Consider the following 25,190-nt stretch of genomic DNA (forward strand, 5'->3'; position numbering starts at 1 on the left):
TCCCACTGCATGAAAAATGTTTTTTGTTGGTATGCCTGATTGATTGGGAATGCGGCTCAGTGCGTGTCGTCCGCCCATGCCTTGGCCGCCCGCACCGCGCGCTGCCAGCCGGCGCGGCACTTGTCCACCTGGTCGGCCGCCATCCCGGGGCCGAAGCGGCGGTCGAGCTGCCACTGGCTCTGCACTTCGTCGATGCTCTTCCAGTAACCCGTCGCGAGGCCCGCGAGGTACGCAGCGCCCAGCGCCGTGGTCTCGGTGATCTGCGGGCGCACCACGTCCACGCCCAGCATGTCGGCCTGGAACTGCATGAGCAGATTGTTCGCGCTCGCGCCGCCGTCCACGCGCAGCTCGCCGATGCTGATGCCCGAGTCGGCTTCCATGGCCGAAAGCACGTCGAGCGACTGGTAGGCAATCGAATCGAGCGCCGCGCGCGCAAGGTGCGCCGAGGTCGTACCGCGCGTCACGCCGAAGAGCGAGCCGCGCGCACGCGCGTTCCAGTGCGGCGCGCCGAGACCGGCGAACGCCGGCACGAGATAGACGCCGTCCGTATGCGCCACGCTCGCGGCAATCGCCTCGATCTCGGCCGCGCTCTTGATGACGCCCATGCCGTCACGCAGCCACTGCACCACGGCGCCCGCAATGAAGATGCTGCCTTCGAGCGCGTAGTTCACTTCGTTGCCGATCTGCCAGGCGATCGTCGTGACGAGATTGTTCTTCGACTCGATCGGCTTCGTGCCCGTGTTCATCATCAGGAAGCAGCCCGTGCCGTAGGTGTTCTTCACCATGCCCGAAGTCGTGCACATCTGGCCGAAGAGCGCCGCCTGCTGGTCGCCCGCGATGCCCGCGATGGGAATCTTCGAGGCGAACACCGTGGTCTTCGTCGGCCCATAAACTTCGGATGACGAACGGACTTCGGGCAGCATGCTGCGCGGAATGTCGAGCGCCTCTAGCAGGTCGTTGTCCCACTCGCGCGTATGGATGTTGAAGAGCATCGTGCGCGACGCGTTCGTCACGTCGGTCACGTGCAATTCGTGCTTCGTGAAGTTCCAGATGAGCCAGCTGTCGACCGTGCCGAACGCGAGCTTGCCCTGGCGCGCTTTTTCGCGCGCGCCTTCCACGTTGTCCAGAATCCAGCGGATCTTCGTGCCCGAGAAGTACGAGTCGATCGGCAGGCCGGTCTTCGCGCGCACCTTCGCTTCGAGACCCTGGGCCTTGAGCTGGTCGCAGAAGTCGGCCGTGCGGCGGTCCTGCCAGACGATCGCGTTATAGATCGGCTGGCCCGTCTCGCGGTCCCAGACGATGGTCGTCTCGCGCTGGTTCGTGATGCCGATGGCGGCGATATTGGCGCCGTTCATGCCCGCACGCGTGACGGCTTCGGCGGCCACGCCGGCCTGGGTGGACCAGATTTCCTGCGGGTCGTGCTCGACCCAGCCCGGCTGCGGGTAGATCTGCTCGAACTCCTTCTGTGCCATCGAAACGATGTTGCCCTGGCGGTCGAACAGCATCGCGCGCGAACTCGTCGTGCCCTGGTCGAGCGCGAGAATGTATTGATCCTGCATGTCTCTCATCTCCTTCCGTTGGTAGTTGTGATTCGCGCCGCACGAGGCGGCACGTTTTGATTGCCAGGCCTCGCTGCCCGGCTTTAGTGCACCACTTAGTACGCCGCGCCCTGGGCTGCCGGAGCCGCCGCTGCTCGCGCGACGCCGAACCAGGCGTCGATGGCGGCCGTCACGTCGCCGAACGTATCGGGCGCAATGTGCAGGCCAAGCTTCGAACGGCGCCACAGGACGTCCTGCGCGCAGGTCGCCCATTCGGCGTCGCGCAGGTAACGCAATTCCGCTTCGTAGATTCCCGGCGCGATCTCCTCGCCGAGCCCCGCCAGCGAGACCGCGTCGCCCACCACGCGGCTCGCGCGCGTGCCGTAGGCGCGCGCATAGCGGTGCAGGAGCGGCGCGGGCAGCCACGCGTGACGTTTCGCGAAGGCCTGCTCGAACGGCTCGAAGCGCGCATTGGCCATGTCGCCGCCCGGCAGCGGCGCGCCCGCCGTCCACGTGCCGGCATTCGAGCCGAGCGCGCGGCACAGCAGGTCGGACGCCTCTTCGGCAAGCTTGCGGAAGGTCGTGATCTTGCCGCCGAACACGGAGAGGAGCGGCGCGCCTTCGCCTTCGTCCAGCTCCAGCTTGTAGTCGCGCGTCACGGCGGCCGGGTTGTCGGCGCCCTCTTCCTCGAGCAGCGGACGCACGCCCGAATAAGTCCAGTAGACGTCGGCGGGCGAGATCTTGCGCTTGAAGTAGCGGTTGATCGAGTCGCACAGATAGCGCGTTTCGTCGCCGTCGATGGCAACCTGTGCGGGATCGTTGTGATACTCCACGTCGGTCGTGCCGATCAGCGTGAAGTCGTGTTCGTAAGGAATCGCAAAGATAATGCGCTTGTCCGGATTCTGGAAGATGTACGCATGATCGTGCTCGAAGAGGCGCTTCGTCACGATATGGCTGCCCTTCACGAGCCGCACGCTGTGCTGCGCGCCGCGGCCCAGCGCGCCGTGCAGCACCTCGCCCACCCACGGGCCCGCCGCATTGGCGATCGCGCGGGCGCGCACGTCGAGGACCGATCCATCCGCGCGCTGCAGCCGCGCCTGCCACTCCGCGCCATTCGCACGACGGGCCGACACGAGCTTCGTGCGCGTGAGGATCTCGGCGCCGCGCTCCTTCGCATCCATCGCATTGAGCACGACGAGGCGCGCGTCGTTCACCCAGCCGTCCGAATAGACGAAGCCGCGGCGAATCGAATCGACGAGCGGCGCACCTGCCGGGTGGCGGCGCATGTCGATGCCGCGCGAGCCCGGCAGCAGTTCGCGCTTCGCGAGGTGGTCGTAGAGGAAGAGGCCGACGCGGATCAGCCATGCGGGACGCAGGTTCGGCATGTGCGGCATCACGAAACGCAGCGGCCACATGATGTGCGGCGCCGCGCGCAGGAGCGTCTCGCGCTCCTGCAGCGCCTTGCGCACGAGACCGAACTCCTTGTACTCGAGATAGCGCAGGCCGCCGTGAATCAGCTTGGTGCTGGCCGAAGACGTATGCGAAGCGAGATCGTCCTGCTCGCAAAGGAGCACGGAGAGGCCGCGCCCGGCCGCGTCGCGCGCGATGCCCGCGCCGTTGATCCCGCCGCCAACCACGAGCAGATCGTACCGATTCTGTTGACTCACCTGCTGTCCCTGAAAATTAGACGAACCCGAAATGTTCGAATTCGAAATCTAACGAACAAATTCGAAAAAGTAAAGTTCGTTCTTGATTAGGGTTTGCCTGAGTATGCGGGCCGCTACAGCAGCCGGAGGCCCAACCTGGCGCGACGGCAACGAGGCCGTACCGGACGGCCTCTGCGTGGAAGAAGACCTCGATAAATGGGCTCGAAACCCGGCCTGGCAGTACGCCATTCAGGTCCTGAGCGAGCACGGTGCGTGCCGCAGTGGCACGCGGCTGGGGCGGTTTCGATGTTCGAATCGTGCCGGTTTCATGTTCGAACGAACATGAAACGCGTGCCCGGCACGCTCCCGCCCCTGGAGAGGCCGCTACTCGGCCACGTAGACCTGCGTGCCCGCCGCCGCAATGGTCTCGTTCATTTCGGGCGGCAGCGGTTTGTCGGTGAAGAGCGCGTGGACCTGGCTCAGATGCCCCTGGCGCACAAGCGCCGGCCGGTCGATTTTCGAATGATCCGTCACCAGATAAACGGTGCGCGCGTGCTGCATGATGGCCTCCGCCACGCGCACCTCGCGCGTGTCGAAGTCGCGCAGCGTGCCGTCCGTTTCGATGGCCGAGGTGCCGATGATCGCGTAGTCCACCTTGAACTGGCGGATGAAGTCGATGGTCAGCTCGCCTACGATACCCTTGTCCCACGGCCGCACGATGCCGCCCGTGATCAGCACTTCGCACTCGGGATAGCCGCTCATCATGCTCGCCACGTTCAGGTTGTTCGTGATGACGTGCAAGCCGCGATGGTGGTTCAGGGCGCGCGCCACCTCCTCCGTGGTCGTGCCGAGGTTGATGAAGAGCGAGGCCTGATCGGGAATGTGTTTCGCCGCGAGCGCCGCGATGCGCCGCTTCTCGTCATGGAACAGGCCCTGGCGCGCGCTGTACGAGAGGTTCTCCGAGCTCGTCGGCAGGCTCGCCCCGCCGTGGTAGCGGCGCAGGAGGTTCATGTCGGCGAGCCAGTTCACGTCGCGGCGGATCGTCTGCGGCGTCACATTGAAGTGCGCCGCGAGATCGTCCACCGTGACGAAGCCGTCGCGCTGCACCCAGTCGAGCAACTCCTGCTGGCGCGCATTGAGGGTGAGGCGTAGGTCTCGGGTCATGGTCTGGGCTGGCCGGGCGTGAAAAAGCTGTCCCTATTGTAAGGGGAGTCATGCGACTAAAAATTTTTGCGTGGCGCGCGACGGATTCCGGATGCCGGGCCGTTAAAGGAAAAACGGGACACTGTCCCCGTCAACGCCCCGGAGAAAAAGTCATGCAAACCATCCCTCTCAAGCGCCTCGCGGTCGCCGTCATCGCAGCGCTCGCCACCTCGGCCGCGGTTGCCCAGGTCATTGTCGCCGCGCCGCCGCCGCCGCGCGTCGAAGTCGTGCCGCCGCCGCGCGCCGGCTTCGTCTGGGATCCGGGCCACTGGCGCTGGGACCAGGGGCGCTACGTCTGGATTGGCGGCCACTGGCAGCGCGTCCACCCCGGCTACCGGTGGGTGCCGGGCCACTGGGTCCAGCGCGGCCCGAACTGGCGCTGGGTAGAGGGCCACTGGGCGTAAGCCCGCGGTGCTTCCGGCGACAAACATGAAAACGTCCCTGCTACTTGTGTTGACCGCGGTCTTGACCGCCGCCCTGCTGTCGGGCTGCATCGTGGTCCCTGAAAGGCCCGCCTACTACCATCCGGCGGTCGTCGTATATTGAACCTGAACGCTCGCGACCCCGTCGATCCCGCCACGCGGGGCGATCCGCCTGGCGGGCACGCGCGGCACCTGTACAAGCAGAACCGGTGGCCCGGCCGGGTCTCGCCCGCGCGCGGCCGAGGCGCCTGGACGGAGGCCGCCGGACCGCTGTTCAGCCTGGGAGTGGATAACGATGAAACACGCGCGGCAGGCCCGACGACCTGTCCGAACGAGGTGGCACAGCCGGCTCACGCCGGGCACGTTGCGCCCGAACCGCTCCGGTGTGTCTTGAGCGAGCGCGATCCCGACGCGGAACTCGTCGCCCGGGTGGGCGCGCGCGATGCGGGCACCGTGCGCACGCTCGTCACGCACAAGCTGCCCCGGCTGCTCGCGCTCGCCACGCGCATGCTGGGCGACCGCATGGAAGCCGAAGACGTCGCTCAGGAGGCCTTCATGCGCATCTGGAAACAGGCGCCGCAGTGGCGCACCGGTGAAGCGAAGTTCGACACCTGGCTGCACCGCGTGGCGCTGAACCTCTGTTACGACCGCCTGCGCGGCCGGCGCGAAGAGCCCGTGGACGATCTGCCGGACGAGCCAGATCCGGACGCCGCGCCCGAAGCGCGGCTTGCCGCCCGCGCGCGCGACGAACGCGTGCGCGAGGCGCTCGCCACGCTGCCCGTGCGCCAGCGCGAGGCGCTGGTGCTCACCTACTATCAGGAGTTGTCGAACATCGAGGCCGCGGTTCTGATGGATATTTCCGTCGACGCACTGGAGAGCCTGCTCGCGCGAGCGAGGCGCTCGTTGCGCGCGCAACTGGCCGGCGACGGCGCAAGCAAGGACATAGCATGACACCCGAACGCTTCCACACACTCGTAGGCGCCTATGGCGCCGATCCGCGCCGCTGGCCGTCGCACGAACGCGAGGATGCGCTCGCATGGGCGCGCTCGCACCGGGCCGAAGCCCAGGCAACGCTGGAAGAAGCCCTGGAGCTGGACTCCTGGCTCGCGCGCGACACGATCGCACCGCCCACGCGCGCGTTCATCGAGCAGATCGTCGCCACGGCGCCCACGCCCGCCCCCGTGCGCGCCGCGGCGCCGAAGCGGCGGCTCTGGTGGTCCGGTGCGGCGTTCGCGGGGGCCGGCCTCGCGGGCGTCCTGGCCGGCGCGCTCGTGATGTCCTTCTTCGTGCTCGGCAGCACGCCGCACGCCTCGTACGACGCGTACGAGGCGCATGACAGCAGCTATCTGGGCACGGGCTTCGGCGGGTCCAGCGCCGACTGGAGCGACGAATGAACAGCCGCGGCTGGAAGGTACTGATCGCGGGATCGGTACTGCTCAACGTCTTTCTGCTCGGCGCGATCGCGGGAGGCGCGTGGCGCTGGTTCGCCACGCAAGGCGCGCGCGAGGTGCAGCCCGCGCAGCGCACGGCCCTGCGCTTCGCCGCCGACGATCTTTCGCCCGAGCGGCAGGCCCAGTTCGTCGCAGCCCTGAAGAACGCGCGCCGCGAAGGCAGGGCCTACGCGCGCGAAGCCCGCGACGATCGCCGCGTGGTGCTCGACCTGCTCGCCGCGCCGCAACTGGATCGCGCCGCGCTGGACGACGCCCTCGCGCGCACGCGCACGGCCGACTCCGCGCTGCGCGCGCAGGTGGAAAGCGGCATCGCCGACTACGCCGCCACGCTGACGCCCGAAGAGCGCGTGAAGTTCGCCGAAGGCCTGAGGCAGCGCGGCCAGTGGCGACTGCCGGCCGCGAAGCCGCCGAAACCGGTGAGCGACACGCAATGATGCGGGTGCCACGCGTTTAAAAAACTTCGGGGACGAGCGACGGATTTGCGCAGTGTGTCCGTTTAACGAGGGTACGCACTGCATGCAGCACTCTGAAGGACTCCGCATGGAAACCCAGCCCACCATCAGCACCGCGGCGATCGCGATGAACCGTTTCGGGCTCGGCGCGCGCGCCGACGAAGCGCCGCCCGCCGAGCCCCGCGACTGGCTCCTCGCGCAGTTCGCGCAATACGAACCGCTGCCCGCCGCATGGAGTCAGCAGCCGGGCGCAGCCGCGATCGCGCAGCGCTTTGGCGCCGAGCGCGAGCAGGCCATGACCGACATGGCCGCCAGCGATGCCTCGAAACCCGCCCGGCAATCCTCACAATCGCCGCAGTTGCCGCAATCGCCGCAGTCGCAACAGGCAGCGCGCCAGGCGGCGAACCGCGATATCCGCCGCGAGAGCGTCGAGATCTATCGCAACGCCGTGAACGCTCGCCTCGCGAGCGCGCTGGCGAGCGATACGCCCTTCGTCGACCGTCTCGTGTATTTCTGGTCGAATCACTTCGCCGTCTCCGTCGACAAGGGCCAGGTGGCCGGGCTCGCGGGCGCGTTCGAAATGGAGGCGATCCGGCCGCACGTGCTGGGGCGCTTCGAGGACATGCTCGTGGCGGTGGAGCAACATCCGGCCATGCAGGTCTTTCTGGACCAGACGCGCTCGGTGGGCCCCGACAGCAAAGCGGCCCTGCGCGCGGACGCACACAACCCGGCCCAGAAGCGCGGGCTCAACGAAAACCTCGCGCGCGAGATCATGGAGCTGCATACCTTAGGTGTGCGTAGCGGTTATACGCAGGACGACGTGAGCCGGTCTGGCGGCCCGGCTCGCCGGCCGGCTACGACGACATTGCCGCTAGCTGGGCCGCGCCCGACGCCCTCGTGCGCCGCGTGGAGGTGGCGCAGCGCTTCGCCGCCCGCGTGGGCGACCAGATCGACCCGCGCACGCTGGGCCAGACGCTGACGGCCGGCTCGCTCAGCACGCCCACGGCCACGGCGGTCGCCCACGCCGAGAGCGCCCCAACGGCGCTTGCGCTGCTGCTCGTCTCGCCCGACTTTCTGAGGAGGTGATCGCCATGGTCCCCCGTATCGATTCCCGCGGTGGCGCTTTCTCTCGCCGCCGTTTCCTGCGCGTTGCCGCCGCCGGCGCGGGCGCGATGCTCGTCGCGCCGCAAATGGTCTTTGCGAACGTGGCCACGGACCGCCGCTTCGTCTTCGTGATCCAGCGCGGCGCCGCGGACGGGCTCAATATCGTCGTCCCCTACGCCGAGCCCGCCTATGCGACGCTGCGCGGCCCGCTCGCCATCGACGCGGCAAGCGCGACGAAGCTCGACGGCACCTTCGCGCTGCACCCGTCGCTCGCGCAGATGGCGCAGATGTACCAGTCGGGCGAAGCGCTCTTCTATCACGCCATCGCTTCGCCGTACCGCGACCGCTCGCACTTCGACGGCCAGAACGTGCTGGAAACGGGCGGACGCGCGGCGTACCAGGTCAAGGACGGCTGGCTCAACCGGCTCGTCGGCCTGATGCCCGCCACGCGCGAAAACGCCATCGCGCTCGCGCCCACGGTGCCGGCCGCGCTGCGCGGGCCCGCGCGCGTGACGTCGTACGCGCCTTCGGCCCTGCCGACCGCTTCCGACGATCTGCTGCTGCGCGTTTCGGCGCTCTACGAGGCCGATGCGCAACTGGCGCCGCTGTGGGCGTCCGCCATGAGCGCGCGCGGACTGGCCGGCGACGTCGGTCCGCGCCAGGACCCGGCGAGCCTCGGCAAGCTCGCGGCACAATTTCTCTCGCGCCCCGACGGTCCGCGCATCGCGATGATCGAAACGGGCGGCTGGGACACCCACAGCGCGCAGAACGCGCGCCTCGCCAACCAGCTCAAGGCTCTCGATACGATGCTCGCCTCGCTGCGCGACGGTCTGGGCGCGGACTGGAGCAAGACGACCGTGCTCGTCGCCACCGAGTTCGGACGCACGGCGGCGGCCAACGGCACGGGCGGGACGGATCACGGCCAGGCCTCGGTGGCGATGCTCGTGGGCGGCGCCGTCAAGGGCGGCCGCGTGGTGGCCGACTGGCCCGGCCTGCGCAGCACCGATCTCTACGAAGGGCGCGACCTCAAGCCCACGGCCTCGCTCGACGCGCTCATCGCGGGGGCGGCCAGCGAAAGCCTGGGACTCGATCCGCACCGCACCGCGACCGCGCTCTTCGCCGAAGCGGGCACGCCGGGCGCGATGACTGGCCTGATCCATACCTGAACGCGCTCACCATCATGCATGAGCAATACACCGGCTTACCACTCTAAGGAGTACGAAACGTGAAGAAGAACGTAAAAATCTCGGCGACGCTGCTCACGTGCACCGCGCTGCTTTCAGCGTGTGTGGTCGAACCGGCGCGGCCGCCCGAGCCCCCGCCGCGCGTGGAAGTCGTCCCGGCCCCGCCGGCGCCCGGCTACCATTGGGTCAAGGGGCATTACCGCTGGGATGGCAACCACTGGCAGTGGATCCCGGGGCACTGGGTAGCCGCCTGGTGAGTCAGGCAACCGAGGGGTGCGCCGTGTGCCACTCGTCCACGGTGTCCTTCGCTCGGTGCTCGACGGCCGAAAGCGCCATCAGCACGTCGATCTTCAGCTTGGGGATCGTCAGCTCGACGGAAGGCAGCGTTACGTTCTGTGCCTCACCGGCAATCCCTTCGATCTTTGCACTGCACAGCCATTGCGTGTCTGTTGCGTCTGCCTTCGCATCGACAGCGACTCGAAAACCACGGTACTCGACTGCCATTTTCTCTCCGATACCTTACAAACAGTAATGCCACTGCCGCGTTCGCAGCCAAAGGGAGAATATAGCACTGCTGTGCACTGCGCTCAGCAGTGCGCACACCGTCGCGCGAGGCGTCATTCGACACGCTTTGACGCACGATTTGGCGCGTCAATTCAAGAGCTTGGGCAAGATTCGCTCAACAGCCCGCGGCAAGCCCGTCGCGCCGCGAATCGCTCGCGGCCACGTAGCCGCGCTCCGGGTCGTTGCGGTCGAGCTTCCAGATGAACTGGCCCGAGCCGAAGTCCATGTACGGGTCGTCGATGCGCTTGATGGAATGGCCGCGGTCCTGCAGCGCTTGCACGGTATCGGGGTCGAAGGTCGATTCCACGTCTAGCGTGAAATCTCGGTTGACCTTCCAGCGCGGCGCATCGCAAGCGGCCTGGGGCTGCTGGCCGTAATCGAGCATGCGCACCGCCGTCTGCAAGTGGCCTTGCGGTTGCATGTCGCCGCCCATCACGCCAAAGCTCATCACCGCCTCCTGGCGGCCATCCACCTGCTGCGTGAGGAACGCCGGAATGATCGTATGGAACGGCCGCTTGCCGCCCGCCACCACGTTAGGCGAGGCCGGGTCCATCGAAAAGCCGCAGCCGCGATTCTGCAGCGCGATACCCGTGCCTGGCACGACCACGCCCGAACCGAAGCCCATGTAGTTCGACTGGATGAAGCTCACCATCATGCCGCGCTCGTCCACCGCCGACATGTAGATCGTGCCGCCCGCCTTGGGCATGCCGAAGCCGAAATGCGTCGCGCGCTTCGGGTCGATCAGCTTTGCGCGCGACTCGAGGTAGGCATCGTCCAGCATCTGGGCGGGCGTGACCTCCATCGAGCGCGGATCGGCCACGTAGCGATAGACGTCGGCAAACGCGAGTTTCATCGCCTCGATCTGCACATGCTGGGCTTCCGCGCCGTCGAGCGGGAGCGAGGCCATGTCGAACTGTTCGAGGATGCCGAGCGCGACGAGCGCCGCGATGCCCTGCCCGTTCGGCGGAATCTCGTGCACGGTGTAGCCGCGGTAGGTCTTGCCGATCGGCTCGACCCATTCGGCGCGATAGCCGCGCAGGTCGTCCAGTGTCATCGCCCCGCCGCACTCGCGCGAGAACGCCGCGATACGCTCCGCGATCTCGCCTTCGTAGTACGCGCGCGGCCCCTCTTGCGCGAGCCGGCGCAGCGTGGCCGCGTGACCGGGGAAACGCACGCGCTCGCTCACCTTGGGGGCGCGGCCGTGCGGCATGAAGGTTTCCGCAAAGCCCGGCTGATTGCGCAACTCGGGCACCGCGGCCTGCCACTTGTGCGCAACGATGCTGGCCACGGCATGGCCGCGCTCGGCGATCTCGATGGCAGGCGCCATGAGATCGGCGAACGGCAGCGAGCCGAACTTCGCATGCAGGGCTTCCCAGCCCGCGATGACGCCGGGCACCGTCACGGCGTCCCAGCCGCGTACGGGCTGCTTCGCGAGGCCGCCTTCCTCGCCGTGGCGGCGGCGAAAATACTCGACGTTCCAGGCCGCGGGCGCCGTGCCCGAAGCATTGAGGCCATGGAGGCGCGCGCCGTCCCACACGAGCGCAAAGGCGTCGCCGCCGAGACCGCACGAGACAGGCTCGACCACGGTAATGGCCGCCGCCGCCGCGATGGCCGCGTCGACGGCGTTGCCGCCTTTCCAGAGCATGCGCAGACCGGCCTGCGCCGCGAGCGGATGCGAAGTCGAAACGATGTTGCGCGCGAATACCGGCAGGCGCACGGTCGGATAGGGGTTGTGCCAGTCAAAGCGTGTCATGGGCAGTCGGGAATGTTGACGGTCTGGGAGAAAGAATAGCAGCCCCGCCTGGATTTGCTGCAACGAAAGCGCCCTGCCGCAAGACGAAAAAAAACGATATGAGCATCCCGCCCATATCGCCCACAGCACACGTCGTGGAAAAAACGCCGGCGGGTGGAGACGCGCCGGCGGACAACACTCATTCACACGCGCCGCCTGCGATTGCGGTACTGGTCCGCAATGACGGCCGCCACGATGATCGCGCCTTTGACGATTTCCTGGTAATACGCGTCGATGCGCAGGAACGTGAAGCCCGAAGTCATCACGCCAAGAATGAGCACGCCGATGATCGTGCCGCCGATACGGCCAACGCCGCCGGCCAGCGACGCGCCGCCGATCACCGCGGCCGCAATCGCGTCGAGCTCGTAGTTCACGCCCATGCCGGCCTGTCCGGTAATCGCGCGGGCAGAAGTCACCATGCCGGCCAGCCCGGCGAGCAAACCCGCGATCGAATACACGAGGATCAGGTGTCGGCCGACGTTGATCCCCGACACGCGCGCGGCCGCGCGATTGGCGCCGATCGCATAGGTAAACTTACCGTATCGGGTGTAGCGCAACGCGATATGAAACACGAGCGCGACCGCAAGAAAGATCACCACGGGATGCATGCCGGCGCCGATCCAGGCAAAGTCGTCGCTGAGCATGCTGATCGGGCGGCCATGCGTGTACCACTTCGCCGCGCCGCGCGCCGACACCATCATGCCGAGCGTCGCGATGAACGGCGGCAGGCCGGTATAGCTGATCAACGCGCCGTTGATGAGGCCGCACACGAGTCCCACGGCAAGCCCCGCAAGAATCGGCCAGACGATGGGCAAGCCGGTCAGCGCCGGATAGACCGCGCGCTCGTATCCCGCCTCCTGCGCGAGACTCGCCGAAACCATGGCGGCCACGGCCACCACCGAACCGGACGAAAGATCCACGCCGCCCGTGATGATCACCTGCGTCACGCCGACCGCGATGATGCCGATGACCGACATCTGCAGGATCATCACCTCGAGCCGATCGGCGTTGAGCAGGAAGCTCTGGCCATTGACGATCCAGCCCAGCACTTCGAAAAAGAGGCTCATGCCCACCAGCACGAGAAAGATGCTGGCCTCGGGCGGCCAGCGGCGGCGCAATGGCCGGACCGCAACGGCCTGCGCTTCGATTGCAACGTTGCTCTGTGTCATCTTCGTCTCCTGAATGTGGGTTTATCGTGCGGCGCCGCGGCCCGCCCCAGCCTCAGCGCGAGGCCAGATCCATGATCGTCAGCTGATCGGCCTCCGCACGATCGACCACGCCGGTCATGCGTCCTTCGTGCATCACGACGATCCGGTCGCACATGCCCAGCACCTCGGGCAGCTCCGACGAAATCATCAGGACTGCGACGCCCTTGCCCGCGAGCTGGCACACGAGCCGATGAATTTCGGCCTTCGCGCCCACGTCGATGCCGCGAGTCGGTTCGTCCAGTATCAGCACCCTCGGTTGCGTCAGCAGCCAGCGCCCGATGAGCACCTTCTGCTGGTTGCCTCCCGAGAGGTTCTCAACAGGTTCGTAGAGACTCGGCGTTTTCACGCGCAGCGCCGCGGCCATCTCGCGGCAGGCATTCGCCATCGCGCCCTGCTCGACAAAGCCCGCCTTCACGTAGCGCTGGTTCAGCACGGCGCTCTCCATGTTCGAAAGCACGTCCAGCATCAGAAAGCAGCCCGTTTCCTTGCGGTCTTCGGTGAGGAACGCAAAGCCGCGCTTCATCGCGGTGGCGGGCGAATCGATCCGCACCGTCTCGCCGTCGATACCGATCGTGCCGCGCATGGCGGGCACGACGCCGAACAGCGCTTCGGCCACGTTCGAGCGCCCCGAGCCGATCAGCCCCGCCATGCCGACGATCTCGCCCGCGCGCACGTCGAAACTCACGCCGTCGAACACGCCGTCCACGCCGAGATCCCGCACCGAAAGCACGACGTCGCCAATCGGTACGGTCTCCTTCGGGAACATCTGCGTGATCTCGCGGCCCACCATCATGCGGATGATCTCGTCGCGCGTGACTTCGCTCGCCGCATGCGTGCCGATGTAGCAGCCGTCGCGGAACACCGACAGTTCGTCGGCGATCTGCGCGAGCTCGTTCATCTTGTGCGTGATGTAGACGATCCCCTTCCCCTGCGCCTTGAGGCCCCGGATGATTCTGAAGAGGCGCTCCACTTCGTGCTCGGTCAGCATGGACGTCGGCTCGTCCATGATCAGCACGTCGGGGTTGCAGGAAATGGCCTTCGCGATTTCGACCATTTGCCGGCTCGCGATCGAGAGGTGCCGAACTTCGACCGCCGGATCGATATCGACTTCGAGGGTCGCGAAGAGCGCGCGCGTCATCGCCTCCATCTGCCGGTGATCGATTAAACCCAGGCGGTTGCGCGGCTCCCTGCCGATCCAGATGTTTTCCGCCACGGTCATGGTCGGCATCAGGTTCAGCTCCTGATGGATCATGGCGATACCGTTGGCGAGGGCGTCGATGGGCCCGCGCAACTGCGCAGGCCGGCCGCGCAGGCACAGCTCGCCCTCGTCGGGCGTGTAAACCCCGGCAATGATCTTCATCAGCGTGGATTTTCCCGCGCCGTTTTCGCCCATCAGCGCGTGCACGGTCCCGCGTTTCAGTGCGAAGCGCACGTTGTCGAGCGCCACGACGCCGGGAAACGCCTTGCGCACGCCGCGCACTTCCAGCAGGGGGCCGCTGTCTTCCGGGTTGTCCGTGCCGGCCAAAACCCCGCCTGTAGCCCGATAGGCCGGCGAACTCATCGCCGCTTCAGCTTCAGTAAGCATCACACACTCCTTTCCTTCGTCAAGGTATCCTCATGAAGGCATGACCGACGAGGAAAGCTCAGTTCCGGCTGGCGAACCTGGGCAGATTCGCCGGCGTGACGAGTTCAAAAGGAATCCAGACCATGGTGTCCACTTTCTGGCCGCGGGCAAGCTTGAGCGCCGTTTCCACGGCGTCCGCGCCTTGCGCCGCACCGTTCTGGAACACGGTCACCTTCAGGTCGCCGGCCTTCATCGAGGCCAGCGCATCCTGAGTCGCATCGATCCCGGCCACGATGGTGCCCTTCTGGAATTTGCCTGCCGACTTCAGCGCCTGAATCGCGCCCAGCGCCATCTCGTCGTCATTGGAGACGATCGCGTCGAAGCTGAGGCCCGCGGAGAGCCAGTTGTTCATCAGATCCACTGCGTCCGTGCGCTGCCAGTTCGCCGAGCGGGCATCGACGATCTTGATGCCGTTGCAGGGCGGCTTCGCAATCACGTTCTTGATGTCCTGGGTGCGCTGACGCGCGGCCTGATTCGCGAGGTCGCCGATCATCACGAGGATGCTGCCCTTGCCGCCCATCAGCCGGCAGACCTCGCTCATCTCCAGCGTGCCCGACTCGACCTCGTTGGAGCCCACGAACGACACCTTAGGCGGCAACTGCTTGTCGGACGGCATGCGGTTGACATAGACGAGCGGAATGCCGGCTGCCGCCGCGAGCTTCGTCATCTTCGGCGTCGCGTCGGTATCGACCGGGTTGACGATGATCGCGTCGACCTTCTGCGCAATGAAGTTCTGGATCTGGTTCAACTGCTTGCCGACGTCGTTCTGCGCGTCCTCGAACTGCAGGCTCACGTCTTTCCGCTTCGCGGCGTCGGTACTCATCGCACTGCGAACGACGGTCAGGAAGTTGTCGTCGAAGGCCGACATGGACACGCCGATCTTTTCCGCCCGCGCGGCCGACGAGGTGGCCAGCACCGCGCCCGCCACGAGCGCCATCAAATATCGCTTCATGTTTCCTCTCCTCCTTGTGTATGCCCGGCCCGGTTGTCTCCTCCGGGGGCTTGGGGTCGATCTGCCTGCGGCTCAGGCCAGCCCGGCCCGAACGTAGTCCATGCTGGTCCGCAGCCGGTGCTCGATGTCGCCGGCCTCTGCGACCTCCGCGGCGAAGGGCTCGAACGAGAACGCGCCGCGATAGCCGCGCCGCAGCAGCGTCTTCAGTTGCCGGACGTTGCCCAGACGGTCCGCCGCGCCAACCAGCACGCGATGGCCATCCCGCATGCGCGCGACGGGCAGGTCGTCCTCCACGCCCGAGATGTGCACGAGCCCCGTGAGATCGGGATAAAAGATGTCTTCGCCCGACAGGTGATGATGAAAGGTGTCGTGGACGAGCTTGAACACACGCTCGCCTGCCGCGGCATAGATGCCCTTGACCGCGTCGGACTTGCGGCGCAGCGCGCATTCCTCGAAGCCGAGCGGCTCGATCAGACCGATCAACCGCCGCTCGCCCAAGATGGGCGCCAGCGCCTGCAAGGCTGTGACCAGATCGGCGTGTCGGTCGCCCGCCGTACGCCGGTCGTCGCGCGAATTCGTCGGGCACAGCACCAGCGCCTGCACACCGCAACGGGCCGCGAAATCGGCCAGTTCGATAGCCTCGCGCTCGCGCCCGGCATCCCATTGCTCGAAGCGCTGCAGCGCGTTGATGGTGAGTATCGTGAGATCCGCGTCTTCGGCTGCCGCACGAAGCTCGGCGGCCGACGTACCGTCGCGCGTTTCCACGCCGTCCAGATCGTTGCGGATCTCGATCGTGCGAATGTCGAGCCGCTTGCACAGCGAGACGTATTGCCCGAAAGGCAAACGCGGCGCGCTCATGCGATTGAGGGAAAAGTGAAATCCGGGTGTTGTCATCGCTTCCTCTATGGCCTGCGGTTTGATTCACTACGTTATGCTTATCGATTTACCGATGATGATGCCGACGTGGCGGCGCACCGCCGTACCGCGCTTCCATCTGATCGAGCCACAGGTCGCGCAGCCAGCGCGCGCACGCCACGTTATCGCGCAGCGCGTCGAGCCCGGCGCCGTTGCGGCGACCGGCCGGCGACGCAAAGGCGCAGGTAATCTGCCGCAGCCGCGGCCGAAGTTCGCTCGCCTGCCAGTGGATCAACTGATGCAGGCCTCGGCGCCAACCTTCCGCGCGGGCTTTCGCCCAGAGCTGCGGGGCGGCAGGCGAGCCGGAACGCTCCCCAGGCGCCGACGCAGTCCCGGCGCGTCCTTTCCCCGCCGACCGCGACAGCGCACCGCGGGTCCGCACGTGACAGACCCAGCCACGGTCGATCCAGTCCGCGTGCCGCTGCGCGACCGCCCTGGCGTGAGACGTCCCGGCGAGCATCGTGTCGGCGTCTTGCGCAGCAGGCGCTTGCAACGCTTCCTCTTTGATGAGGAGATCAGAATGATCCAGCGTGACCCGAAACGGCGCCCCCATGAGCGCGAGCCGGTCCCCAAGTCGGGCGATGCGCGTGCGGTCCCGGCCGGACGCGAAGCAGGCATCGAGGCTCGGCACGCAACCCGCCCGCTCGCCCCATTCGCACAACTGCAGCCAGAAGGCGACAAGCTGTTCGTCCGAGGGCGGCGCGTCGTCGCGGCGCCCGGCGAGGCGCACGTTGAGCACCTTGCCGCCCACGCGCGAGCCGGCGTCGATGAGATCCTTCGCGTTCGCTTCGTCGCCGCCAACGCCCCACGTGCCGTCAATCACGCGTATGGGCAGTGCGTAGCGATCGACGAGTTCGAAAAAAGGCTTGAGATGAGCGGCCGCGCTCGCATGAATCTCGACAAAGTCGAATACCCCCGCTTCCGCGGCCACCCGAAAACCGTCCGCCTGCCGCGCACGGCGCGATCCGCCATTGCCCGGCAAGCCGTCGATGTCGACGCCGATGAACATCGGTTCCGCCATGATCTGCCCGCTCCCGCATCCGGTTCGGATTCAATGTAGTGAGCGTGCCGCCGTCAGGCACGGGCTTTTTTGCCGAAAAATCGGCATAATGAATGTCGATTTTTCGTCAAAACGAGCGACCCGGACGCCCCATGGCCAAGTCACCGTCACGCCGTAAACGTTCGGCACGCTTCGTCGAAATCGCCGAGGAGGCAGGGGTCTGCACTGCCACGGTCGACCGCGTGCTCAACGAGCGCGGCAGCGTCTCCGCCGCCACCCGCACGAAGGTGGTGGAAGCCGCCCGGCGGCTGGGCGTGCCGCGCGTCCTGCCGGAGGTCCGGCATGGCCTCGTCCACCTCGACATCCTGCTGCCGAGAAACAGCACGCCATTCCATCGCCGCCTTGCGCTCGCGCTGCATCGTTCCATCCAGATGCTCGACCGGCGCGTCATCGTGCATCGCGCCGCGCTACCGGAAGACGACGAGGCCTTGATTCTCGACGCCATCCTGTATCCGCCCTACCGCCGCCACGGGCTGATCATCACCGCCCACGACACGCCGCCGGTACGCAAGGCGCTCGACACGGTCGTCGCGGCGGGCGAACCCATCGTGACGCTGGCAACGGATATCGGCGGCATCGACCGCGTGCATTACGCGGGCATCGACAACTACCGGGCCGGCCGCGCGGCGGGCCATTTCATCGGACGCATGGCGCAAGGGCCGGGGCGCGTGGTGGTCTTGTGCAACGCCCTGCAGTACCGGTCGCACGTCGACCGGACGCGCGGTTGCCGGGACGCGATAGGCGAGCGCTTTCCGGGCCTGGTTTGCGATCCGGCGAGCGTGGAAACGCACGACGATCCCGACCAGTGCTATCTGGCCATCCTGCGTGCGCTGAAGAAGCACCGCGACGTCGTCGCGCTCTACAACAGCGGTGCGGGTTCGACCGGCATCGACGCGGCGCTGCACAAGCTGGGCGTTGCCGGCAAGATCGTCTGGGTCGGGCACGAGATCTCCGACGAGCATCGGCGCTATATCGAGGACGGCACGATGGACCTCGCCATCGATCAGGACCCCGACGGACAGGCCATCTCCGCGTTGCAACACCTGCTTCATGCCTGCGGCGTGGTGGACGAAGCACCGCCCGCCGAAGGCAACGAGTTCCGGCTGTACATGTCGGAAAATCTGCGCAAAACCGGCTATCTACCCGAATCCTGAAGCGCCGCCGCGTGCGCATGCGCGGAACGCCGCGTGCGCCGAGCCGGTATAGTGATTCCGCCATGCGAGCCACGCCCTTCCGATTACCGGTCGCGCACCGCCACAGCGCGCTGCGCGGGCGCTGCCTTGCCGCGCTCACGCTGCTGCTGTGCGTGGCCACGCTGTCGGGCTGCCAGTTGCCGCCGCTCGCGCCGCGTACGCAATCGGCGGCACTGGACACGCAGGAAGCACTCGCCACGCCGCTGGGCGCGGCCGTGGCGCCCGAACTCGCCGAGCATCGCGAACTCACGGGCATCGACCCGCTGCCGGACCCGCTCGAAGCCTTCGCCGCGCGCATGGCGCTCGTGCGCCATGCGCAGCGCACGCTCGACGTGCAGTACTACATCTGGCGCGACGACCTCACCGGCACGCTACTGCTCGAAGCCCTGCACGAAGCCGCGGATCGCGGCGTGCGGGTGCGCCTCCTGCTCGACGACAACGGCATCCCCTCTTCTCTCGATCCCACGCTCGCGGCGCTCGACGCGCATCCGAACGTCGAGGTGCGGCTCTTCAACCCGTTCGCGGTTCGTAGACCTAAGCACATCAGTTTCCTCTGGGACTTCGCGCGACTGAACCGGCGCATGCACAACAAGTCGCTCACGGCCGACGGCATTGCGACGATACTCGGCGGACGCAATATCGGCGACGAATACTTCGGCGCGACCGACGGCGTCGTGTTCGCCGACCTCGACGTGCTCGCCGTCGGCCCGGCGGCCACCGACGTGGCGCACGATTTCGACCGTTACTGGGCCAGCGCCTCGGCGTGGCCCGCCTCGCAGCTTCTCAAACCGGCGCCGCCCGACGCCCTCGACCTGCTGGACCGCGCGGCACAAGCCGTGGAGGCAAATCCCGCCGCAGCGGACTACGTGGCCGCGCTGCGCAAAACGACGGACGTGCGCCGCCTGCTGGACGGCGCGCTGCAGTTCGAATGGGCGAAGACGCGCCTCGTGAGCGACGATCCCGCGAAAGCGCAAGGCAAGGCCGCGCCCAACTCCCTCGTGATCGCGCAACTGCACGCCATACTCGGCAACCCGCAACACGCGCTCGATCTCGTCTCGCCCTACTTCGTGCCGGGAGAGGCAGGCACGCGCTACTTCACGGATCTCGCCGCACACGGCGTGGACGTGCGTGTGCTGACGAACTCGCTCGAAGCCACCGACGTGGCGGCCGTGCACTCGGGCTACGCGCGCAGGCGCAAGGCCCTGCTCGAAGGCGGCGTCAGGCTATTCGAGCTGCGCAGCGCGGCCGCCATGAATACCGACGAGGCCGGCAAGACCGCGGGCGGCAGCGGGTTCGGCAGTTCTGGGTCGAGCCTCCACGCCAAGACCTTCTCCGTGGACGGTCAACGCGTGTTCGTCGGCTCGCTGAACTTCGACCCGCGCTCCCTGCGCCTGAACACCGAACTCGGACTCATGATCGAAAGTCCCGTGCTCGCGGAGCGTATCGATACCCTGTTCCACACCCAGATGCCGCAGCTTGCCTACGAAGCGAAGCTGGACGCCGACGGCTCGCTCTACTGGCTCAAGCGCAGCGGCGACACGGTCACGCGCTACGACACCGAACCCAATACGCCGTGGAGCGCGCGCCTCGGCGTATGGTTCTTCTCGATCCTGCCGATCGAATGGTTGCTGTAAGACTTCCGTTAGCGGGTTGACGCGACAACGAAGATGACCGGGGTTATTCCCTATTCCGCCCGAGTTGTCTATACAACATCATCCGGAAAACCCGCCGTTCCGCGTGCGGACATTTTTGCCGATCCGCCCCTTTCCGGAGTCCATCGTGGCCCAACCCGAATCCCTCGTCCGACCCGCGCCCGAGAGCCGCAAGCTGCTCGAAACGCGTTCCATCGACTATATCCCCGACACGGAACGCCACGGCAGCCTGTTCAGCCAGTTCACGCTCTGGCTTTCGGCCAACCTGCAGGTCACCGCGATCATCACCGGGGCGCTCGCCGTGGTGCTGGGCGGCGACGTGTTCTGGTCGCTCGTCGCGCTGTTGATTGGACAACTCGTGGGCGGCGCGGTGATGGCCCTGCACGGTGCGCAGGGGCCGCAACTGGGCCTGCCGCAGATGATTTCGAGCCGCGTGCAGTTCGGCGTCTACGGCGCGGCCATTCCCATCGTGCTGGTGTGCGTCATGTACATCGGTTTTTCGGCGAGCGGCACCGTGCTCGCCGGCCAGGCCACCGCGCAGTTGCTCAATGTTTCCGACACCACCGGCATCTGCCTCTTCGCCGCGCTCATCGTCGTGCTCACGCTGCTCGGCTACCGCTCGATTCACTTCGTCGGGCGCATTGCAAGCGTGATCGGCGTCGCCGCCTTCGTGTTCATGTTCGCGCAACTGTTCGCACACCATGACATCGGCGCGCTGCTCGCCAACCGCCACTTCACGCTGCCGAGTTTCCTGCTCTCCATGTCGCTCTCGGCTTCGTGGCAGATCGCGTTCGGCCCTTATGTGGCCGATTATTCGCGCTATCTGCCGCGCTCGACCTCGTCCGTGCGCACGTTCCTCGCCGTGGGATCGGGGTCGGTGATCGGCGCGCAGGCCGCGATGGTGTTCGGCGTGTTCGCCGCCGCGCTCGCCGGGCACGCGTTCGCGCATCACGAAGTCGCGTATATCGTCGGGCTCGGCGCGAGCGGCGCCGTGGCCGCCATGCTCTACTTCAGCATCGCGTTCGGCAAGCTCACCGTCACCACGCTCAATGCCTACGGCAGCTTCATGTCGATGGCGACCGTGGTGAGCGCATTCCGCGCGAAGCGCGCGATTTCCACCCGGCACCGCTTCGTTTATATCGTCGCGATGGTGGGCATCTCGACCGCCGTCGCACTCGCGGGCCGCCACTCGTTCCTCAAGGAATTCACCGCGTTCATCCTGTTCCTGCTGGCGTTCTTCACGCCGTGGAGCGCGATCAATCTCGTGGACTACTACTGCTTCACGCAATCGCGCTACGACGTGCCCGCGCTCTCCGACCCGAACGGACGTTACGGCCGCTGGAACACGCGGGCCATCGCCATCTACGTGCTCGGCGTGCTCGTGCAGATGCCCTTCATTTCGAGCAGCTTCTATACGGGTGTTTTCGTCGACGCGCTGGGCGGCACCGACATTTCGTGGATCCTCGGCCTCATCGTGCCGGCCGTGGTGTATTACCTCGCTCAGCGCCGCTCCCCGCAATCGATCCCGGACCGGCTGATCCTGCCGGCCGAAAGCCGCTGATCGCAATCGAGGCCATCATTCCGTAATTGTCCGATTTCTGGTTCCCTGCCCGGGCTTTACGATGGAGCCGGAAACCGGCCTCCCCGGACAATATGGAGTGATCGAATGGAAGGACAGCAGTCAGACAGCCGCAACGAGCGAACCGAAACCCCGAAGCCGATTGGCATGGTCTTCGTCAACGCCCTTGCGCTCTTGAAGGTCAGTCGCACCGTAACGGCAAACCGCTTTATCACCAACATGATCTTCGAACCCCATGGCAAGGTCGCCATCGCGGTGGAGAATGGTCGGATCGAGGTCGATACGATCGATTGCGACGTGATGGAGCAGGAATCCATGGACGGCGGCAGCATCGCGCTCGTCGTTTCTCCGGCCCTCCCACGGCACGAGGGCGCGCTGCAGTAACGCGAGAAAACCCACGGCGGCCGATCTTCAATTCCCGCTTCGGAACTGCGGTCTTTCCGTATGCGGCTATGCACAATTTCGAGATTCGTGATACCGTTCATGCGTTCGTCAAGAACATGTTCTCGGGGCGGGGTGCAATTCCCCACCGGCGGTAATCGCCTTTGACACGGCGTAGCCCGCGAGCGCTCCGCCATCGCAACCCGCTTCGCGCGATGGCGGAGGTCAGCAGACCCGGTTGGATTCCGGGGCCGACGGTATAGTCCGGATGAAAGAGAACGGGACGGTTTGCGTCCTTCGCTGCGTGCGAGGACGCTGGCCGTCCTACGCCCTGTTCACACAAACAGGCTGAAGTCCATGAACACCACTACTTCCATCGAAACTCAAGCAGTCGCTTCCTCCGCCGGCAACCGTCCTCGCATCGCGTTCGTCCAGGCCTGCTGGCACCGCGATATCGTCGACCAGTGCAAAACCTCCTTCCTGCAGGCCATCCAGAAGTACGGCTATGTCACCGAAGACATCGACCTGTTCGAGGTGCCTGGCGCCTTCGAAATTCCGCTGCACGCGAAACGGCTGGCACAAAGCGGCCGTTATGCCGCGGTCGTGGCCGCCGGCCTCGTCGTCGACGGCGGTATCTACCGCCATGAATTCGTCGCTCAGGCCGTCATCAACGGCCTGATGCAGGTGCAGCTCGAAACCGGCGTGCCCGTGTTCTCCGCCGTGCTCACGCCGCACCACTTCCACCATGGCGACGAACATACGGGCTTTTTCCGCGAGCACTTCCTCGTGAAGGGCGCCGAAGCCGCTCATGCGTGTGCGGACACGGTGAGCAAGCTGGCTGCGCTGCCGGTGTCGACGCGCTAAGTCACGCGTTTCGCAAGCAGTCCTGCTGACTGCCGGCTACCTTCGTTGCGTAGCCAGCGGTCAGCCTCGGAGCGTACGCGCCTGCGCGGTGCGCTCCATCGCATAGTCACGACATGAACATGCCGCCATCGACGTTGATGGTCTGCCCCGTGATATACGCGGCATCGTCGGAGGCCAGGAACGACACGAGCCCGGCCACGTCCTTGCCGGTTCCCGCGCGCTTCATCGGAATGTTCTCGACCCATTCGGCCATGAGTTCGCCCGGCTTGTAGTCGCCGAGCAGCTTGCCCCAGGCTTCGTCGTTGTAGGCCCACATGTCCGTGCTGATGATGCCCGGGCAGAACGCGTTCACGGTGATGCCCGTAGGCGCCAGTTCTTTGGCGAGGCTCTGCGTGATACCCACCACGCCGAACTTGCTGGCCGCGTAGTGCGGCGTATAGACGAAACCCTGGCGCGCCTGGCCCGACGCCGTATTGATGAGCCGCCCGGCCTTGCCTGCGCGCAGCATGCGCGTCGCCGCTTCCTGGCAGCACAGGAACACGCCCTTCGTGTTGACGGCCAACACCTTGTCCCATTCCGCTTCGCTCAGATCCTCCAGCCTGGCAATGGTGATCACGCCCGCGTTCTGCACGGAGATATCGACCTCGCCGAGCTTCGCGGCCACTTCGTCATAGAGCGCGACGACTTCTGCCTTCTGCGTCACGTCCGCTTCGACGGCGATCGCGTCGAAGCCCGCTTCGCGCAGGTGCGCCGCCGCGTCGTGCACGCTCTTCTCGTTGGCCGATACGCACACCTTCGCGCCTTCCTGCGCAAAGCGCTCCGCGATACCGAGCCCGATACCCCGGCTGCCGCCTGTCACGACCACGACCTTGTTGACGAACCGCTTTGCTTCGTAGACCACGTTGCACTCTCCTGTCACCATCGATTTAAAGACGTCCAATCCACTGCAGCCATTGCGCGTGATTCTGCGCCGCGGCCTGCACGCCGTTGCCGGGCTCCACGCGCCGCGCGACCACCCGCTTTGCCGCCCAGGCATCGAGCGAAGCGATCAGTCCGGCTTCGAGCGATGCCAGCGCGGCAGCCCCCGCAGCCGAAATCTCGCTCAGCGCCAGCGTGCTGACCGGACGGTTCAAGGTATCCGCGAGATATTGCAGCAGGAAGGGACGCTGCACGAGGCCGCCATCCAGATGCAGTTCGCGCAGCGGAATATTCGAGGCCCGCTCCATCACCGTGATCACGTCCTTGATCTGGTACACGATCGATTCGTAGGCCGCTCGCACCACGTTCCGCCACGACGAAGAGAAGCTGAGCCCGACAATCTGGGCTCCACCCGGATACTTCCAGTGCGGGCAGCCGATGCCGGAAAACGCCGGAATCACGAACACGCCGCCGTTGTCGCATTCGGTGAACGCCGCTTCGGCCTCAGCGAAATCGTCGAACAGGCGCAGCTTCTCCTTCAGGAAGGCAGGCGTGGACCCGGCGCTGATGATGATGCCCTCCAGCGCATAATCCACGCGCGCCGCCGTGGCAAAGCACAAGGTCGAGACAAGACCCTGCGCCGCCGTCTGCGGCTGGCTGCCCACGTTCATCATGATCGACGAACCCGTGCCCATGGTGGCCTTCGCGACGCCCGGCATCAGGCATCCTTCGCCCACAGCGGCTGCGTGCGAATCGCCGATCATCGAAACGATCGGGATGGGCTGCGCCAGCAGGCCATCGAAATCGGTCGCCCCGAAATACGCGGCAGACGGCTTGAGTTCGGGCAGACGCAGGCCCTGCAAGCCGAACGCCGCGATCAGCTCGCGATCCCATTCGCGCGACCCGAGGTTGAACAACATCGTGCGCGACGCGTTCGTATAGTCGGTGCAGTACGCCGCCCCCTTCGTCAAGCGATAGAGCAGCCAGCTATCGACCGTTCCGAAGCGCGCGTTGCCCGCCGCCATTTGCGCGCGCACGCGCTCGTCGTTCTCGTTGAGCCAGATGAGCTTGGTGCCCGAGAAATACGGATCGATCAGGAGTCCGGTCCTTGCGGCGATCATATCCGCCAGGCCGTCTCGCTTCAGACGCTCGCAGATCGCGAGCGAGCGCTGGCATTGCCACGACACGGCCGGCGCGATGGGCTTGCCTTCCGCGTCCCACAGCACCACCGTTTCGCGCTGGTTCGAAATGCCGATACCCGCGATCTCGCGAGTCTCGCCCGCAAATTCGGCGAGACACATCGCAACCGACTTCAGCACCGATTCGTAGAGTGCGTCAGGATCCTGCTCGACAAAACCCGTGCGTGGATGCGTGCACGGCACGGCGGCAAACCCGCGCGCATGAACCTGCCCGTGAGCGTCGAAAACTAGCGCCTTCGTGCCGCTGGTTCCCTGATCGATGGCCAGAACGTATTGCATGTGACATTCC

At 66.2% G+C, this 25,190-nt stretch carries 23 protein-coding genes, 1 pseudogene and 1 riboswitch; of the genes and pseudogenes, 12 read left to right on the plus strand and 12 right to left on the minus strand.

Features of this window, described 5'->3' with window-relative positions:
• Positions 1-56: 56 nt before the first annotated feature.
• The 3 genes from glpK to WJ542_RS19545 all read right to left on the minus strand — a co-directional run bounded on the left by glpK (position 57) and on the right by WJ542_RS19545 (position 4,348).
• Positions 57-1,559: a glycerol kinase GlpK gene (gene glpK, locus WJ542_RS19535; protein WP_411191088.1), complete on the minus strand. Its 1,503-nt coding sequence runs from the start codon at positions 1,557-1,559 to the stop codon at positions 57-59.
• Between the two features lie 95 nt (positions 1,560-1,654).
• Complete coding sequence (gene glpD / locus WJ542_RS19540; protein WP_411191089.1) at positions 1,655-3,205, minus strand: glycerol-3-phosphate dehydrogenase; 1,551 nt, start codon at positions 3,203-3,205, stop codon at positions 1,655-1,657.
• A 363-nt stretch (positions 3,206-3,568) separates the two neighbouring features.
• Positions 3,569-4,348: a DeoR/GlpR family DNA-binding transcription regulator gene (locus WJ542_RS19545; RefSeq protein WP_411191090.1), complete on the minus strand. Its 780-nt coding sequence runs from the start codon at positions 4,346-4,348 to the stop codon at positions 3,569-3,571.
• 152 nt (positions 4,349-4,500) lie between these two features.
• Between WJ542_RS19545 and WJ542_RS19550 the strand changes: the two genes are divergently transcribed.
• From WJ542_RS19550 to WJ542_RS19580, 7 genes and pseudogenes are all read left to right on the plus strand, one after another.
• The gene (locus tag WJ542_RS19550) at positions 4,501-4,791 is read left to right on the plus strand and encodes a hypothetical protein (protein WP_411191091.1); all 291 of its coding nucleotides are present in this window, start codon (positions 4,501-4,503) and stop codon (positions 4,789-4,791) included.
• A gap of 288 nt (positions 4,792-5,079) precedes the next feature.
• The gene (locus WJ542_RS19555) at positions 5,080-5,760 is read left to right on the plus strand and encodes an RNA polymerase sigma factor (RefSeq protein ID WP_411192498.1); all 681 of its coding nucleotides are present in this window, start codon (positions 5,080-5,082) and stop codon (positions 5,758-5,760) included.
• Complete coding sequence (locus tag WJ542_RS19560; protein WP_411191092.1) at positions 5,757-6,203, plus strand: hypothetical protein; 447 nt, start codon at positions 5,757-5,759, stop codon at positions 6,201-6,203. The genes WJ542_RS19555 and WJ542_RS19560 overlap by 4 nt, the downstream gene beginning before the upstream one ends.
• Positions 6,200-6,694: a periplasmic heavy metal sensor gene (locus WJ542_RS19565; RefSeq protein WP_411191093.1), complete on the plus strand. Its 495-nt coding sequence runs from the start codon at positions 6,200-6,202 to the stop codon at positions 6,692-6,694. Before WJ542_RS19560 ends, WJ542_RS19565 begins: the two co-directional genes overlap by 4 nt.
• Positions 6,695-6,800: 106 nt before the next feature.
• Positions 6,801-7,798: pseudogene (locus tag WJ542_RS19570) on the plus strand (DUF1800 family protein).
• 5 nt (positions 7,799-7,803) lie between these two features.
• Complete coding sequence (locus WJ542_RS19575) at positions 7,804-8,982, plus strand: DUF1501 domain-containing protein (protein ID WP_411191094.1); 1,179 nt, start codon at positions 7,804-7,806, stop codon at positions 8,980-8,982.
• Positions 8,983-9,041: 59 nt separating this feature from the next.
• On the plus strand, positions 9,042-9,257 hold the full coding sequence (locus WJ542_RS19580; RefSeq protein ID WP_411191095.1) for a YXWGXW repeat-containing protein: 216 nt from the start codon (positions 9,042-9,044) through the stop codon (positions 9,255-9,257).
• A 1-nt stretch (position 9,258) separates the two neighbouring features.
• Here the strand turns inward: WJ542_RS19580 and WJ542_RS19585 are convergent, their stop codons facing one another.
• The 7 genes from WJ542_RS19585 to WJ542_RS19615 all read right to left on the minus strand — a co-directional run bounded on the left by WJ542_RS19585 (position 9,259) and on the right by WJ542_RS19615 (position 17,076).
• Positions 9,259-9,504: a hypothetical protein gene (locus tag WJ542_RS19585; protein WP_411191096.1), complete on the minus strand. Its 246-nt coding sequence runs from the start codon at positions 9,502-9,504 to the stop codon at positions 9,259-9,261.
• 175 nt (positions 9,505-9,679) lie between these two features.
• The gene (locus WJ542_RS19590; RefSeq protein ID WP_411191097.1) at positions 9,680-11,317 is read right to left on the minus strand and encodes a gamma-glutamyltransferase family protein; all 1,638 of its coding nucleotides are present in this window, start codon (positions 11,315-11,317) and stop codon (positions 9,680-9,682) included.
• A gap of 182 nt (positions 11,318-11,499) precedes the next feature.
• Positions 11,500-12,525, minus strand: coding sequence for an ABC transporter permease (locus WJ542_RS19595; protein WP_411191098.1), 1,026 nt, complete (start codon positions 12,523-12,525; stop codon positions 11,500-11,502).
• A gap of 52 nt (positions 12,526-12,577) precedes the next feature.
• Positions 12,578-14,149: a sugar ABC transporter ATP-binding protein gene (locus WJ542_RS19600; RefSeq protein WP_411191099.1), complete on the minus strand. Its 1,572-nt coding sequence runs from the start codon at positions 14,147-14,149 to the stop codon at positions 12,578-12,580.
• 58 nt (positions 14,150-14,207) lie between these two features.
• Positions 14,208-15,140: a sugar ABC transporter substrate-binding protein gene (locus tag WJ542_RS19605; protein WP_411191100.1), complete on the minus strand. Its 933-nt coding sequence runs from the start codon at positions 15,138-15,140 to the stop codon at positions 14,208-14,210.
• Between the two features lie 72 nt (positions 15,141-15,212).
• Positions 15,213-16,034 carry a TIM barrel protein gene (locus WJ542_RS19610; RefSeq protein WP_411191101.1) on the minus strand — a complete coding sequence of 274 codons (822 nt, stop codon included), beginning with the start codon at positions 16,032-16,034 and terminating at the stop codon, positions 15,213-15,215.
• A 49-nt stretch (positions 16,035-16,083) separates the two neighbouring features.
• A complete protein-coding gene (locus WJ542_RS19615; RefSeq protein ID WP_411191102.1) occupies positions 16,084-17,076 on the minus strand; it encodes a hypothetical protein in 993 nt (330 codons plus the stop codon).
• Positions 17,077-17,207: 131 nt separating this feature from the next.
• On the opposite strand from WJ542_RS19615, the gene WJ542_RS19620 reads away from it, so the two are divergent.
• The 5 genes from WJ542_RS19620 to WJ542_RS19640 all read left to right on the plus strand — a co-directional run bounded on the left by WJ542_RS19620 (position 17,208) and on the right by WJ542_RS19640 (position 22,784).
• Positions 17,208-18,269 carry a LacI family DNA-binding transcriptional regulator gene (locus tag WJ542_RS19620; protein WP_411191103.1) on the plus strand — a complete coding sequence of 354 codons (1,062 nt, stop codon included), beginning with the start codon at positions 17,208-17,210 and terminating at the stop codon, positions 18,267-18,269.
• 62 nt (positions 18,270-18,331) lie between these two features.
• Positions 18,332-19,942 (plus strand): phospholipase D family protein, encoded by a 1,611-nt coding sequence (locus WJ542_RS19625; RefSeq protein WP_411191104.1) that lies wholly within the window; start codon positions 18,332-18,334, stop codon positions 19,940-19,942.
• Positions 19,943-20,135: 193 nt separating this feature from the next.
• Positions 20,136-21,521 (plus strand): purine-cytosine permease family protein, encoded by a 1,386-nt coding sequence (locus WJ542_RS19630; protein ID WP_411192499.1) that lies wholly within the window; start codon positions 20,136-20,138, stop codon positions 21,519-21,521.
• A gap of 105 nt (positions 21,522-21,626) precedes the next feature.
• On the plus strand, positions 21,627-21,923 hold the full coding sequence (locus WJ542_RS19635) for a hypothetical protein (RefSeq protein ID WP_411191105.1): 297 nt from the start codon (positions 21,627-21,629) through the stop codon (positions 21,921-21,923).
• Positions 21,924-22,037: 114 nt separating this feature from the next.
• Positions 22,038-22,204: riboswitch (FMN riboswitch) on the plus strand.
• Positions 22,205-22,277: 73 nt separating this feature from the next.
• A complete protein-coding gene (locus tag WJ542_RS19640; RefSeq protein WP_411191106.1) occupies positions 22,278-22,784 on the plus strand; it encodes a 6,7-dimethyl-8-ribityllumazine synthase in 507 nt (168 codons plus the stop codon).
• A 106-nt stretch (positions 22,785-22,890) separates the two neighbouring features.
• On the opposite strand, the gene WJ542_RS19645 is transcribed toward WJ542_RS19640, so the two are convergent.
• On the minus strand, positions 22,891-23,685 hold the full coding sequence (locus WJ542_RS19645) for a glucose 1-dehydrogenase (RefSeq protein WP_411191107.1): 795 nt from the start codon (positions 23,683-23,685) through the stop codon (positions 22,891-22,893).
• A 25-nt stretch (positions 23,686-23,710) separates the two neighbouring features.
• The gene (locus WJ542_RS19650) at positions 23,711-25,180 is read right to left on the minus strand and encodes an FGGY family carbohydrate kinase (protein ID WP_411191108.1); all 1,470 of its coding nucleotides are present in this window, start codon (positions 25,178-25,180) and stop codon (positions 23,711-23,713) included.
• Between the last annotated feature and the right edge of the window lie 10 nt (positions 25,181-25,190).

Origin of the sequence: Paraburkholderia yinzeri, assembly GCF_046581065.1 — a bacterium.
Classification (GTDB): Bacteria; Pseudomonadota; Gammaproteobacteria; order Burkholderiales; family Burkholderiaceae; genus Paraburkholderia.

Bases quoted from the DNA above. Each gene is read 5' to 3' on its own strand.
- glpK (WP_411191088.1), bottom strand. From the start codon at position 1,559: ATGCAGGATCAATACATTCTCGCGCTCGACCAGGGCACGACGAGTTCG.
- WJ542_RS19545 (WP_411191090.1), bottom strand. From the start codon at position 4,348: ATGACCCGAGACCTACGCCTCACCCTCAATGCGCGCCAGCAGGAGTTG.
- WJ542_RS19550 (WP_411191091.1), top strand. From the start codon at position 4,501: ATGCAAACCATCCCTCTCAAGCGCCTCGCGGTCGCCGTCATCGCAGCG.
- WJ542_RS19560 (WP_411191092.1), top strand. From the start codon at position 5,757: ATGACACCCGAACGCTTCCACACACTCGTAGGCGCCTATGGCGCCGAT.
- WJ542_RS19565 (WP_411191093.1), top strand. From the start codon at position 6,200: ATGAACAGCCGCGGCTGGAAGGTACTGATCGCGGGATCGGTACTGCTC.
- WJ542_RS19575 (WP_411191094.1), top strand. From the start codon at position 7,804: ATGGTCCCCCGTATCGATTCCCGCGGTGGCGCTTTCTCTCGCCGCCGT.
- WJ542_RS19585 (WP_411191096.1), bottom strand. From the start codon at position 9,504: ATGGCAGTCGAGTACCGTGGTTTTCGAGTCGCTGTCGATGCGAAGGCA.
- WJ542_RS19590 (WP_411191097.1), bottom strand. From the start codon at position 11,317: ATGACACGCTTTGACTGGCACAACCCCTATCCGACCGTGCGCCTGCCG.
- WJ542_RS19595 (WP_411191098.1), bottom strand. From the start codon at position 12,525: ATGACACAGAGCAACGTTGCAATCGAAGCGCAGGCCGTTGCGGTCCGG.
- WJ542_RS19600 (WP_411191099.1), bottom strand. From the start codon at position 14,149: ATGCTTACTGAAGCTGAAGCGGCGATGAGTTCGCCGGCCTATCGGGCT.
- WJ542_RS19605 (WP_411191100.1), bottom strand. From the start codon at position 15,140: ATGAAGCGATATTTGATGGCGCTCGTGGCGGGCGCGGTGCTGGCCACC.
- WJ542_RS19610 (WP_411191101.1), bottom strand. From the start codon at position 16,034: ATGACAACACCCGGATTTCACTTTTCCCTCAATCGCATGAGCGCGCCG.
- WJ542_RS19615 (WP_411191102.1), bottom strand. From the start codon at position 17,076: ATGGCGGAACCGATGTTCATCGGCGTCGACATCGACGGCTTGCCGGGC.
- WJ542_RS19620 (WP_411191103.1), top strand. From the start codon at position 17,208: ATGGCCAAGTCACCGTCACGCCGTAAACGTTCGGCACGCTTCGTCGAA.
- WJ542_RS19625 (WP_411191104.1), top strand. From the start codon at position 18,332: ATGCGAGCCACGCCCTTCCGATTACCGGTCGCGCACCGCCACAGCGCG.
- WJ542_RS19635 (WP_411191105.1), top strand. From the start codon at position 21,627: ATGGAAGGACAGCAGTCAGACAGCCGCAACGAGCGAACCGAAACCCCG.
- WJ542_RS19640 (WP_411191106.1), top strand. From the start codon at position 22,278: ATGAACACCACTACTTCCATCGAAACTCAAGCAGTCGCTTCCTCCGCC.
- WJ542_RS19650 (WP_411191108.1), bottom strand. From the start codon at position 25,180: ATGCAATACGTTCTGGCCATCGATCAGGGAACCAGCGGCACGAAGGCG.